Source organism: Pseudoalteromonas sp. TB64 (assembly GCF_000498095.1).
GTDB lineage: Bacteria > Pseudomonadota > Gammaproteobacteria > Enterobacterales > Alteromonadaceae > Pseudoalteromonas.
The window spans coordinates 1-13273 of sequence record NZ_AUTQ01000147.1; the positions used below are offsets into that span (position 1 = coordinate 1).

At 39.3% G+C, this 13273-nt stretch carries 12 protein-coding genes and 3 tRNA genes; 10 read left to right on the top strand and 5 right to left on the bottom strand.

All coding sequences use genetic code 11. The annotated features are described in order from the left end of the window. Nucleotides 1-250: 250 nt before the first annotated feature. The 3 genes from L647_RS0111935 to uvrD form a co-directional block, all read right to left on the bottom strand. Nucleotides 251-1099, bottom strand: a complete 849-nt coding sequence (locus L647_RS0111935; protein WP_024611300.1) for a hypothetical protein — start codon at nt 1097-1099, stop codon at nt 251-253. 103 nt (nt 1100-1202) lie between these two features. Next, nucleotides 1203-3272, bottom strand: a complete 2070-nt coding sequence (locus tag L647_RS0111940; RefSeq protein WP_024611301.1) for a GNAT family N-acetyltransferase — start codon at nt 3270-3272, stop codon at nt 1203-1205. Continuing rightward, a complete protein-coding gene (uvrD, locus tag L647_RS0111945; protein WP_024611302.1) occupies nt 3250-5415 on the bottom strand; it encodes a DNA helicase II in 2166 nt (721 codons plus the stop codon). The genes L647_RS0111940 and uvrD overlap by 23 nt, the downstream gene beginning before the upstream one ends. Before the next feature lie 303 nt (nt 5416-5718). Here uvrD and L647_RS0111950 point away from each other — a divergent pair, with 303 nt between their 5' ends. The 3 genes from L647_RS0111950 to L647_RS0111960 all read left to right on the top strand — a co-directional run bounded on the left by L647_RS0111950 (nt 5719) and on the right by L647_RS0111960 (nt 7158). Beyond that, on the top strand, nt 5719-5943 hold the full coding sequence (locus tag L647_RS0111950) for a hypothetical protein (protein ID WP_008166458.1): 225 nt from the start codon (nt 5719-5721) through the stop codon (nt 5941-5943). A gap of 117 nt (nt 5944-6060) precedes the next feature. Further along, nucleotides 6061-6429 carry a YacL family protein gene (locus tag L647_RS0111955; RefSeq protein ID WP_024611303.1) on the top strand — a complete coding sequence of 123 codons (369 nt, stop codon included), beginning with the start codon at nt 6061-6063 and terminating at the stop codon, nt 6427-6429. 105 nt (nt 6430-6534) lie between these two features. Beyond that, the gene (locus tag L647_RS0111960; protein ID WP_024611304.1) at nt 6535-7158 is read left to right on the top strand and encodes a dUTP diphosphatase; all 624 of its coding nucleotides are present in this window, start codon (nt 6535-6537) and stop codon (nt 7156-7158) included. A gap of 15 nt (nt 7159-7173) precedes the next feature. Here the strand turns inward: L647_RS0111960 and yrfG are convergent, their stop codons facing one another. Then, the gene (yrfG, locus tag L647_RS0111965) at nt 7174-7821 is read right to left on the bottom strand and encodes a GMP/IMP nucleotidase (RefSeq protein ID WP_024611305.1); all 648 of its coding nucleotides are present in this window, start codon (nt 7819-7821) and stop codon (nt 7174-7176) included. A gap of 61 nt (nt 7822-7882) precedes the next feature. Between yrfG and nudE the strand changes: the two genes are divergently transcribed. The 7 genes from nudE (at nt 7883) to L647_RS0112000 (ending at nt 12270) form a co-directional block, all read left to right on the top strand. Then, nucleotides 7883-8431: an ADP compounds hydrolase NudE gene (gene nudE, locus L647_RS0111970; RefSeq protein WP_024611306.1), complete on the top strand. Its 549-nt coding sequence runs from the start codon at nt 7883-7885 to the stop codon at nt 8429-8431. Continuing rightward, on the top strand, nt 8424-9227 hold the full coding sequence (cysQ, locus tag L647_RS0111975) for a 3'(2'),5'-bisphosphate nucleotidase CysQ (protein WP_024611307.1): 804 nt from the start codon (nt 8424-8426) through the stop codon (nt 9225-9227). Before nudE ends, cysQ begins: the two co-directional genes overlap by 8 nt. 136 nt (nt 9228-9363) lie before the next feature. Further along, nucleotides 9364-9440, top strand: a tRNA-Met gene (locus L647_RS0111980). A gap of 78 nt (nt 9441-9518) precedes the next feature. Continuing rightward, a tRNA-Met gene (locus tag L647_RS0111985) sits at nt 9519-9595 on the top strand. Between the two features lie 62 nt (nt 9596-9657). Continuing rightward, a tRNA-Met gene (locus L647_RS0111990) sits at nt 9658-9734 on the top strand. Between the two features lie 375 nt (nt 9735-10109). Beyond that, complete coding sequence (locus L647_RS0111995) at nt 10110-10724, top strand: trimeric intracellular cation channel family protein (protein ID WP_024611308.1); 615 nt, start codon at nt 10110-10112, stop codon at nt 10722-10724. Nucleotides 10725-10758: 34 nt separating this feature from the next. Continuing rightward, nucleotides 10759-12270 (top strand): YifB family Mg chelatase-like AAA ATPase, encoded by a 1512-nt coding sequence (locus L647_RS0112000; protein ID WP_024611309.1) that lies wholly within the window; start codon nt 10759-10761, stop codon nt 12268-12270. Here the strand turns inward: L647_RS0112000 and L647_RS0112005 are convergent. Beyond that, on the bottom strand, nt 12267-12971 hold the full coding sequence (locus L647_RS0112005) for a response regulator transcription factor (RefSeq protein WP_024611310.1): 705 nt from the start codon (nt 12969-12971) through the stop codon (nt 12267-12269). The genes L647_RS0112000 and L647_RS0112005 overlap by 4 nt on opposite strands. Between the last annotated feature and the right edge of the window lie 302 nt (nt 12972-13273).

Consider the following 13273-nt stretch of genomic DNA (forward strand, 5'->3'; position numbering starts at 1 on the left):
GTATTTACACTGTGGCTCTCCACCGCTTTGGGCACTAAAACATTCTACTGCATATGCGTAGCGCACCGACTTCACATTGTAGAAAGCCCGAATCTAACGGTTCGGGCTTTTTTACGTCTGCAGAAAATTGAAATATAGGGGGTAATGAACATTACGCACTCGAGGTCTCTTCAATTCACCTAAGTATACAAGTCGAACTGAATAGCTCATTACTTCAGTACTAAAGTTTATAACCAAATATAAAGGCTATTTAAAATAGTCCGTAAGCTTGGGTTTCTTCACTTTCGGATTCTTCTAGTTGGGTTGGTTTAAATATTACGCTTGGATCAATTAATACACTGTGCTTTTGTGAAAGCTTGATTAACCCGCGCATCATATTTTTAGTTTGTGGGTCTAGATCAAAACCAACCTCAGTTAGCTTATCTAGTGGTTTAATGTCTTCTTTTTTATAGTCGATATTATCTTCAACCTTATCTACTAATAAACCAACATGTGGGTTTAAGCCGTCTATGGTGGTAAAAACAATAATAGGTTTATAATCTAAGGTTATTTGCTCTTTAGCTGATTCAAATAAACGCTCAAGCTGAATTAGACTATTACGCTTAATTTTGTCGAGCAGGGCTGACACTTGTTTATGATCATTTTGATTATGGGCTGCTATGGCTTCTTTGACCGTTTCTAGCAATGATTGAAAAGGCTCGTCAATCCGAGACATTGTTAATTTTAAGTCTTCATTATCGGTGCTGAACTCTTTGTAAAACAGAACAAAATCTTGTAGTTCTCCGTCATTGCTTGAAATAGAAGCCGAGCTATTTAGCAAGTTACTTTGAAGGGTATTGAACCAGTTTAATAGTTTTTCTTGCCATGTTCTTAGTTGTTTTAATGCGTGCGTATTACTTTGTTCGGTTGAGATACTATTTAAAATAATACCTAAATCAAAAACAGGCGTTGGTATATCCATATAATCTTTAACACCAATAAAGCTTTTATTATTGTTTGGTAAAGTTGTTAGATTATTGTCAAAGTGCTCTGTTAATAAAATATCGAGTATTTTAAGTGAAATTGTTTTACAGCCCACTTTAAAGTTTATTAATTCCATGCCTTTATCTTAATTTACCTATTAATACTTTAAGGATAGAACAAATTAAGTAAATAGCTTAAAGATAGGTAAGATTTAATATAGGTAGAGTAATTAGAAGTTATTAGATGCCATTAGTGAGATTTTTTACGACATGTTTAAATTGATTCTCAAGCTGTTTTTTTCCTAATAAACCTAAGTGTTGAATCACTTTTTCATTACTTTCATGTTGAAGCACTAACTTTATTAAAAGTTGTTTGTCAGACTCTTTTAATTGAGATATACAAGAAGGAGACTGGTTTATTATCTGCCAAAGAGTCGCAGAGATACTAAATTGAGTGAAGTTACTGTTTACGAGCAGGGTTAATCGTTCGCGAGTCTCGGGGCTTATTAACCCATCGCTAAATCCTTCAATTAGAATACTTACAAGTTGCCAATCTAGTGTTTTAAAGTGTGTTAAAAGCCCATAAAAAAAATCGTTTTTAAACTGCTTTTTTAGAGGTTGAATAATTGCACTTTTGTTGCTTAAGCATTTAACCACAAGCGCTGAATGTTCAGCTGTGCTTTTATCGCGTTGATAACCTAGCTTTACGGTATCAAATCCTTGGTTTTGCCAAAAATTAAGTAACTGCGCTGTTGCGCCAAAGCTTGCACCTAACCAACTACATTGGCTTTTTACTTGCGACTCGCAATAGCTAAGTAGCTTTTTACCAAAGCCTATATTGTGAGAACTCGGATCAATCGCTATTCGTACAACGCGAGCGCTCAACTGTCTTAAGTAGCTATTATTAAAGCTAAGTTGTGAGAGGGTTTGAGCCATTAAGTGACCCTGTGGGCGGCGCTCTCCGCTTATAACCTGTAGAGCAAGTTCTTCACTTAAACCACCTTCTATGGTGATTAAACATACGCCAATTAATTGGTTATTAATTTTACTAATAAATAGTCGTTGCGATGGTGCGTCTAGTAGTTGACGTAAATCGTTTACACTACTTTGATAATGAGCCAATGCAAGCAGGGCAATAACTTGTTGCAGTAAAGGTTCATTGTTTACAAGGAATTGCTGAGTTATTTCACTATGTACTGGCTGCTCTAATTGAGCACTACTTAACTCTTTATATTGTGCATCAAGTGCAAGCAAGCTGCGAATATGTTGTTCAAGAGGATCATGTTTAGCAAAGCGCAGTGGCTCATCAAGTGTAATAACTTTAGATGCTTTGTAATGCGCTTTAATATAGTTGCTAAAGCGAATGGTATAACCTCTGCCATTGCCCTCGTAACCAACCAGTGTGCTTGCAAATACAATACGAGGATAATGAGCTAGCATTTTTAATAATAGTGGGACGGGGATTGCAGCAGCTTCATCTACTAATAATAAATCGCAACTTGGTAACGTGCTTAATAACGCGTCAGGTGCAACATGGTGTAAGTTGGCGAGTTGTTTCTTTTCTGGGTTGTATTGTAGACCTAACTCTTTAGCTAAATGTTTAAAGCTGCTATGGGCCGCTTTAAACTGGGTACTGCAAATAATTACTTTTTTATCAGTCAGTTTTGCTGTTGCGAGGCCAAGTGCTGCCGACTTACCTCTGCCTCTATCTGCATTAATAAGTAATGGTCTATTAGCACGACCATTAGCCACTTTTATTATTTGATCAACACAGCTTTGCTGAGGCTCATAATCAATTTTATTATAAGTAACAGAAGTTACGGCATTATTAATACAGCCATCTTTTTCACTAAAATGAAAAGCAGGTAATTGTTTAATAACAGTTGCGAAACGTTGATTAAATAAACTGTAGTTAATGGTATGACCGTGTGATTGCACTGTACTTAATGAAGGGTCTTGCCAAGTAGGTAAGTCATCTAATTCAGGCAGTAATAAAAACAGCATACCACCGGCTTTAACAGCGCCGCCAAGTGCCGCAAGTTTATCTGGGTGCAAACCACTAAAGCCATCATAAACGGCGTGAGCAAATTCTTGCCCTAAAATTTGATGAGTGCGGGTAGGCCAGTATGAATTTTTAAGCGCACTCTGCTTAGATACCACAAGTGTATTGTCATCATCTATTAATGAATAGAGTAATTCATAGCACCAAGCTGAGCTGCCAGTAATTAGCACTAGCTGACGATGATACGCGTCAGCTAGTTGTTGCTCCAACTCATTTAGATGTGCTTTATACCGCTTGTAATCGTGCATAGGCCGTTACTAACCATTTAGTACCAAGGTCATCAAAGTTTACTTGTACGCGAGATTGCGCGCCACTGCCTTCGTAGTTAAGTACGGTACCTATGCCAAATTTAGCATGTAGTACTCGCTGCCCTAAATTAAAACCACTGTCTTCAAATGCGGCATGACTAACTGATGCGCTAAAGCGTCCGGCTGCAGGTGGTCGAGAAACCTGTGTCTTAATGCGTATTTCTTCAACGCAGTCTTCAGGTATTTCTCGTAAGAAACGTGATGGGCTATGGTATTTTTCTTGCCCGTATAAGCGGCGACTCTCTGCATGGCTAATGTATAACTTATCCATTGCACGGGTCATACCTACATAACAAAGGCGGCGTTCTTCTTCTAAGCGACCCGACTCTTCGTTACTTTGTTGAGAAGGGAACATGCCTTCTTCTACGCCGACCATAAACACGAGCGGAAACTCTAAGCCTTTAGCCGAGTGAAGCGTCATCATTTGAACTGCGTCTTCGTGTTCTTCTGCTTGTCCTTCACCCGATTCAAGTGATGTATGTGCTAAAAAACCTTGTAAAGGCGAGCTATATTCTTCATCTTCAGGAAGCTCATACTGATCACATGCACTAATAAGCTCTTCTAAGTTTTCTACACGGGCACGACCCTTTTCGCCTTTTTCAGCTTGGTACATTGCCATCAAGCCTGAGGTTTGAATTGTGTACTTGGCTTGCTCATGTAAAGTTAGGTCGCTAATTTTATCTTCTATTTGTTCAACTAGCTCTACAAACTTAGTAACTGCACCAGAAGCACGACCAGATAAATGCTGTTGTTCCACAATTGCTTTCGCTGCATACCAAAGTGGTAATGATTCTGCTCGTGCGCAGTCACGTATATGGCTCAATGTTTTATCACCAATACCACGTGCTGGCGTATTAATGACGCGCTCAAACGCTGCATCGTCTTGACGATTACCCACTAGGCGCAAATACGAAAGCGCATCTTTAATTTCCTGTCGTTCGAAGAATCGCATACCACCATAAATACGATATTTTAATCCTTCTTGGAGCATGGCTTCCTCGAGTACACGAGATTGCGCGTTACTACGGTATAAAATTGCGGCATCTTGCAGAGCATTACCTGCATTTAACCAACTTCGTAGTTTGCTACTTACAAAGCGTGCTTCATCTAACTCATTAAATGCTGCATAAATAGAGATAGGCTCGCCATCGTTACCGTCGGTCCACAAGCTTTTACCCATACGTTCTGAGTTATTTTGAATTAATGCGTTGGATGCTTTCAAAATAGTCGCGGTTGAACGGTAGTTTTGCTCAAGGCGAATGGTTTCGGCACTAAAGTCAGTTAAAAATCGTTTTATATTTTCGATTTTAGCACCACGCCAACCATAAATACTTTGGTCGTCATCGCCTACAATCATAATGCTATTTGTATCGCCAGCAAGTAACTTTAACCATGCATATTGAATGGTATTTGTATCTTGAAACTCATCTACTAGCATATGTGCAAAGCGTTGCTGATAATGGCGTAGTAACGTAGGGTTATTTTTTAACACTTCGTAGCTGCGCAATAGTATTTCGGCAAAGTCGACTAAACCTGCGCGGTCGCAGGCTTCTTGATAGGCGGCGTAAACACGCAGCATCATTTGCTCGTTAATATCGTATGCTTGAATATCTTTAGGGCGAAGTGCTTCATCTTTTTTAGCGCTTATGTACCAGCCAAATTGTTTAGCCGGCCATTTTTTATCATCAATATTCATCGATTTTAACAAGCGCTTTATCATCCGAAGCTGATCATCAGAATCTAATATTTGAAAGGCTTCAGGTAAGTTCGCTTCACGGTGATGAGCACGTAAAATACGATGCGACAAACCATGGAACGTACCAATCCACATGCCACCTACAGGTGCTTTTAGTGTTTCTTCAACACGACTACGCATCTCTTTAGCTGCTTTATTGGTAAAGGTAACTGCAAAAATACTATAAGCAGAAGCTTGCTCAACTTGCATAAGCCACGCAATACGATGAACTAGCACTCGTGTTTTACCAGACCCAGCACCCGCTAATACCAGCATATTTTGTAGTGGAGCTGCAACGGCATCGCGTTGTTTGTCATTTAAGCCATCGAGTAATTGTGAAACGTCCATCATTACGCCTTTTTAATCAATATTATGGGCAGTATAACAGGTGTTTTTGTTAGGCTAAATAAAATACTGTTTTTATGAACAGCTATTCACAATATAGTGTGCAAAACGAACCACTTGATAATTAATAGAGTGAGTAATAAAGGGTAAACGTATAACAAAAATTGTTAATTTGACTTAAATTTAGTAAAACCTACTAATATTCTAAATCTTAGTTAATTTAACTATTTGATTTGTAAGCTTTAATAAATTGGCATAAAGTGTGTAAGTAAATAACTATAAAATTAAATAAATACAGAGGTTAATATGGCAGATCAAGGTTCTGGCGGTAACGTAATTGCAGCAATATGTAATATATTTTTTCCTGGTTTAGGTCAGTTAGTACAGGGGCGTATTTTAGCCGCTATATTTTTTGCACTCGCTATTATAATAAGTTACGCACTAATTTATGTGCTTGTAGGTTTTGTACTTGTGCCTATTATTTACTTATGGTCGATTATTGATGCTGCGCGTTATAGATCGCGAAGTTAACGGCTTTAAAGTTTATTAAAAATAGCGCCCTTGTGGCGCTATTTTGCTTTATATGCCCTGTGGTTTGCAGGCATTTACGTATATAATTACGCAATTAAAAGCTAAAAGGCAAACCCTATGGAATATCAATTTATTCGCGATCCTATTAGCGGGTTACGTATTAAAATAAGCAGCGAACACGCCATTATTGGTCGCTGGCTAAACGAAGAAATAGGCAAAGACAAAGTAGCCATGGTGCAAGCGCTTATAGCATCGGTAAGTTCAAGCTATGAGCCGTTAACGCTAAAGGGTCAAGAAATAGATTTAATCCTAACGAAAGACGAAGCATTATTTGAAGCCCATGCACTTCATCAAGATAGTGAAGACCTAATCGCGTACCAAGATGACGACTTAGGACTTGAAGAAAATGGTTTAAGCAGTGGTTGTGGTTTTGAAGATTTTATTGATTTAATTGATTCTTGGCATGAGTTTACGACGTCACGATAAACATAATTAGCACACTAATGAAAATATACAGCAATGCACAATTAGCATTTTATCTGTATTATTACACCAACGAAAATTACGCCAACCAAAACGACAGGAATTGATATGTCTGCCAATTTAAACAAGCTAGTAGTGATGCTAGAAATGCAAAACGCCATGAATACTAAAGTACATGAGCAATGGTTTACTCAAGGGTTTGAATGGTACCGCGCTATTTGGGTTGAGTGTGCTGAAATGCTGGATCATCATGGTTGGAAGTGGTGGAAAAAACAAACACCAGATACTGAACAAGTTATTTTAGAGTTGGTTGATATTTTTCATTTTGGTCTATCGCTTAGAATTGACGGCGAGACTAGCTACGAAGACTTAGCAAAGCAACTTGAAACTGAGCTTAGCAATGCTCAACAAGCTGATGACTTTAAACAAACACTAGAGATATTAGCGGCGTCTGCTGTTGCTGATAAAACGTTTAATGCAGGTGCCTTTGCCGGCTGTATGGCGCAAATGGGTATGGATATTGATGATTTATATCGCGGCTACGTAGGTAAAAACACGTTAAACTTTTTCCGCCAAGATCACGGTTACAAAGACGGTAGCTACATTAAAGAGTGGAACGGACAAGAAGATAACGAACATTTAGTTGAAGTAGTTAAAAGCCTTGATACAGAACATGCTGATTTTGCAAAATTAGTATACCAAGGTCTAGAAGCTCGTTACCCAAAAAGTTAATTCGGGTAATTTAAGTTATATTAACTTGCGGTAGTCGGTAACGCTTAGGTAGTCGACTATTTCGTTATGTGGTTGTTTGCTATCAGGGTTAGCAACTGCAAGCAAATGCTCAATGCCATATTCTCGTGCGGCATTTAAAACGGGGATACTGTCGTCAACAAACAGTGTACGGTTTTTATTAAAACCTAAGTCGTCTTGCACTTTATGCCACAAACTTTGCTGCTCTTTACTTATCCCATATTCATGAGTAGAGACTACGCCATCTAAATAATTATCTATCGCAGTTTCTTCAAATTTGAGCATGACACTTTCAGGATGGGCGTTAGTAAGCAAAATTAACTCTTTACCTGCTTTTTTAAGCTCTGTTAAAAAGTGAGGTACGTCTTCTCGCATTTTAATTAAATGCTTTGATTCGCGCTTAAGTTCCATAATAGGCAAGCTTAATTGTTGTTCCCAGTAATCTAAGCAATACCACTGTATTTGACCGCTTACGGCTTGATAGCGTTTTAAAATATCTGCTTTGGCTGCGTCTAAGCTAATGCCTCTTGCTAATGCATGTTGTTGTGGAATTACGTTAAGCCAAAAATGACTGTCGTAATGTAAATCGAGTAATGTTCCGTCCATATCAAGCAAAACGGTATCGATTTTTGACCAATTTAACATAGGAATTTCAACTTATAAGGTTTATTATTGAACTAACTGCCATGATAGCAAATTAACGCCAATGACACAGAAAAAGCACCCAACACCACCACAAATTCTTAGTAATAATGTTGTCGCTAAAAGTCGACTATTTACTGTGGAATCTTTAGAACTTAAATTCTCTAATAACGAAGAGCGCCAATATGAGCGAATTCGCGGCGGNCCTCTAACTGCCGATAACGAATTACTACTCGTACGTGAATATTGTGCAGGCACTAACGACTATCAATTAGGGTTTCCAAAAGGATTAATAGATCCTGGTGAAACACCAGAGCAAGCAGCTAACAGAGAGCTTAAGGAAGAGGTGGGTTTTGGTGCTGAATACTTTAAACCACTAAGAACCGTTACCATGGCACCTAGTTACTTTAATGCCACCATGCATATATTGTTTGCTAAGCAACTCTATCCAAAAACATTACCAGGAGATGAGCCAGAGACACTGGTTGTTGTTAAGTGGCCATTAATCGACTTGCAGTCATTATTAGACCAAGAAGATTTTACCGAAGCTCGCAGTGTTGCCGCTTTGCTATTATTAGATAAATACTTAGCGTCTGGAGCTGCCGATGAATAAATTAATTGAACCTTGTATTGAATTAGCTGAACTTGCTGGTAATGCAATCATGGCCATTTATAAAAAAGGCGATATTGGTCAGCAAGAGAAATCAGATAACACGCCGGTTACCAAAGCTGATTTAGCTGCAAACGACGTACTGGTTGCTGGATTGAAAGCACTTGCGCCTGACATTCCAATTATGTCGGAAGAAACACCTATACCAGCACTTGCTGATAGACAAAATTGGCAGCGTTATTGGTTACTCGATCCGATGGATGGCACTGGTGAGTTTATTTTAGAAAGTGGCGACTTTGCAGTAAATATTGCATTGATTGAAAATAACCACCCAGTGCTTGGTGTTATTCATTGGCCAGCAAAAGGAATTACTTATTTTGCGACAGCAAAAAATGGTGCTTTCAAACGCGAAAATGCAAATGATAAGCAAATATCTGTAGCAACACCAAACACCCTTACGCTTGCTGTGAGTCGTCGTCAAAAAATTGAAGCTGTAAGCCAATATTTAAACGCTCAATTTACAACCATTGCAGTGGGTTCTTGTTCATTAAAGGCTTGTGCTGTTGCAGAGGGTAAAGCCGATTGTTTTTTAAGAATCGGTCCAACAGGTGAGTGGGATACTGGCGCATCACAAATTATTGTTGAGGAAGCTGGCGGCTGCATTACAGATGCTGAATTTAATCCGCTAACCTATAATCAGCGTGAAAGCACTGAAAACCCTGACTTTATTGTTATGGGGCACCCTGATTGGGAATGGCAAAAAATGATTACACCACATCAAAGGTTGAGTGCAGAATAGTGTTTTGATTGCTTTTTGCGCACTTGAACAACTTTAAGTGCTTTAAGCCTTGCATTATATGTTTATTCCTATATAGTAGCGCTCTCTTCAAGGCAGGCTCGTAAATAAAACGAAGTTGCTTTAAAGAAATTACAGGCGCGGGATGGAGCAGTCTGGTAGCTCGTCGGGCTCATAACCCGAAGGTCGTCGGTTCAAATCCGGCTCCCGCAACCAATTTTCTAATGTTGGTTACTGTAATAACTCTAGCTTAAGAGATAAAATAAAGTAGTCGATAGACTTAAAATATACAGGCGCGGGATGGAGCAGTCTGGTAGCTCGTCGGGCTCATAACCCGAAGGTCGTCGGTTCAAATCCGGCTCCCGCAACCAATTCTTTAATTGGAAGCCAAGTTGTAATGTAGGCAACTTTAAACAAGCATACAAATTTCAGGCGCGGGATGGAGCAGTCTGGTAGCTCGTCGGGCTCATAACCCGAAGGTCGTCGGTTCAAATCCGGCTCCCGCAACCACTGAAATTAAATATTTAAAGTTAAAACAAAATAACACTCTTCATTGAGTGATTTTTTGCGTCTGGAATTTGGTGAATTCTTATGAATTTAAACTTACCGTTACTGCGCAAAATACTTTGCACAAGTAAGCGAAGGTCGTCGGTTCGCTTTTTACAAACTCAAGCTCCCACAACCACTGAAATTAAATATTTAAAGTTAAAACAAAATAACACTCTTCATTGAGTGATTTTTTGCGTCTGGAATTTGGTAAAATACCTTATATTCTGCTTTATTTAATGACTTCCCTCTAATACCTATGACGTTTTACAAATAACTTATTTTTTAAAAAGAGTGTTTTATGTTAAAACGGTTAAAATATTTTAAGTAATAATACACATGACAGAACTTTATCACTGGTTTGATTTAATAGGCATTGCGGTATTTGCTGTATCGGGCACTTTGTTAGCGTACGAGAAAAAAATGGATGGCTTTGGTGTCGTCGTTTTAGCGACGGTAACTGCCATTGGTGGTGGTACAGTACGCGATCTTATTTTAGATGTTCCTGTTTTTTGGTTGCACGACCAAAGTTACTTTTTTGCAATACTTGCTTCTGTATTTGTCACCGTACGTCTTATAAATAAGCAAAAACCAATACCTCATTATATTTTACAAACAGCCGATGCATTTGGTTTGGCTTTTTTTGCCGTAATGGGTGCACAAAAAGCGCAACTTGCTGGTATGCCAGATATGACAGCTGTAATTATGGCTGTAATTACAGGCTGCTTTGGTGGATTAATTCGAGACGTACTTGCCCGCGAAATTCCTATGCTATTAAAAGGCGAGCTTTACGCTATTACCTGCATTGCTGGTGGTACTGTTTACACGCTAAGTATAGGCTTTTCGTTAGTAACTGAAATAGCAATGGTATTAGGCATGCTAATGACCCTGATGCTTCGTTTAGCTGCGATAAAATGGCAGATCACATTACACATTTTTAAATATCCTGACTAGACTGGTGTAATCACACCATTTACTAGGATAAGGAATGTCGTTAGCTCGTATATTTTCTCGTGCTCAGGTGGGAATAAACGCCCCCGAAGTTATTGTAGAAGTTCACCTAGGAAATGGTTTACCTGCTTTTCATATTGTAGGCCTCCCTGAAGCGTCCGTTAAAGAATCAAAAGACAGAGTGCGTAGCGCACTTGAAAACTCTCAATTTGGCTTCCCTGATCAGCGAATAACAGTAAATTTAGCCCCTGCCGATTTACCAAAAGATGGTGGACGTTTTGATCTTGCTATTGCGGTAGGTATTTTAGTCGCTTCAGGACAAATTGTGTGCCCTGACATTCATAAGTATGAATTTTACGGAGAACTTGCTCTTAATGGTGAGGTGCGTGGTGTAAATGCTATTTTACCTTCGGTACTTGCTGCTAAAGAGCAAGATCGCTGCTGCTTTTTACCTCTTGTAAACGATAGCCTAGCAAGCTTAGTTAATGGCGTTAAACGCAAAGCCGTCAGCTCTATTCAAGAAGTGTGGGGTGATTTACTTAATCAACAACCCTTGCCGTTAAATGTCGAATATCCTGATTGTACCCAAGCCCCTGACTTTTTACTCGATTTAAGCGATGTTAAAGGTCAGCCCGGTGCAAAGCGAGTATTAGAAATAGCCGCAGCTGGCGGACATAATTTATTATTTTTAGGCCCACCTGGAACGGGAAAATCAATGCTTGCCCAGCGCATGGCTACCATAATGCCGACTATGTCGGATGATGAGGCTATTTCGACAGCGGCGCTTTACTCTATTATTGGCCAATCCATAGATTTAACTAATTGGCGACAACGACCATTTCGTAATCCACACCATACATGTTCAGCAGTTGCTTTGGTTGGTGGCTCTTCTAATCCTAAGCCCGGTGAGATCTCGTTGGCACATAATGGTGTGCTTTTCTTGGACGAATTACCTGAGTTTGAGCGTAAGGTACTGGATTCGCTGCGTGAACCAATGGAGACCGGCACAGTGACTATTTCGCGTGCTGCAAGGCAAATGGAGTTTCCGGCGCAGTTTCAACTTATAACTGCATTAAACCCAAGTCCTACAGGGAGCCATACTGATAAGCGGGCAACTCCCGATCAAGTTATGCGCTATCTGTCGCGAGTGTCGGGGCCTTTTATTGACCGTATTGATTTGCAAATAGAACTACCTCGTTTAACAAGTGTTGAACTACAAAGTACTCAGCCTGAGGAAAGTAGTGCTGAGGTTCGAGCAAGAGTTGAAGCGGCTTATTACCTACAGCTAAAACGCCAAGGTAAGGTTAATGCGAGGCTTAATAATAAAGAAATGAGTGTGCATTGTGTTCTTGCGTCTGCAGAATTACAGTTTTTAGCCAGAGCGAGTGAGAAATTATCTTTATCGCCACGCTCTTACCATAGAGTAATTAAGGTGGCGCGGACTATTAGTGATTTAAAAGGGGCTGAAAATATTAGTTTAAATGAGCTTAAGGAAGCACTTAATTACCGTGCATTTGAGCGCCTTATTGCGCAATTAACTAAATATTAAATAGAGAGCATATAGCCTTTACCGCGAACGGTAACAATGCGCTTTTGATCTTTCTCGTCGTTTAATTTTTTACGTAAACGACCAATAAGTACATCAACAGTACGATCGTTAGGGCTCCAATCTGGCTGACCGATTTCTTCTGATATTTTTTCGCGGGATGTGGCTTTGCCTGCATTACTAATCAGACAAATAAGCACTTTATGCTCAGCTTCAGTTAAGCGTGATTCAACACCTGAAGCGGTAATTAATGTACGGTTATCGGGATGAAGCTTAAAGTCAGCGTATTCTATAAACTCTTCGCTTTCATCATCGTCTTGAGTAACCGCTACACGCTTATAAAGTGCGCGCATGCGTAGTTCTAGTTCAAGTAAGTCGACGGGTTTACAAATGTAATCATCAGCACCTTGTGCAAGACCTGCAATACGATCAGCTTGGGAGTCACGACTCGATAATACAATAACGCCAATATCAGTAAGTGTGTTTAATTCTTTTGCAAGCTGAAGTCCATCGCGCTTTGGCAAAACAATGTCAATTATGGCTAGTGATATAACACCGTGTAGGTTTACTCGCTGCCTTACAATGCTAAGAGCATCAGCGCCAGTTGGGTCTACCTCAATGGTAAATTCTGTATCTGAGAAGTGATTTTGGATGCGTTTAACGAGTAGTTCATCGTCTTCAACCAATAAAACATTAATAGCCATAGTACTTTATTTTGAATGCTTATAGTTCTATATGGTAGCACCATTAGGTAAATGCTGAGAAGAGTGTTTGTGAGTTTTAAGTTACTTAATATTTCAAAGGCATACAAGATGTTATAACAGGAGAGGTTAGCACCTTTAAACTAACCTAGATTCAAATTGTAAGTGCATAACTTGTTTTGGCTAGATTAAGTGGTCAGTTGCTCATAAGCTAACTGCTTTTTCTCCGGCAAGAGATTTTACAATGAGACATTACAAACAACTGACCTATGCGCAAAGATGCCAGATCGCCGTTCTAAAGAAAA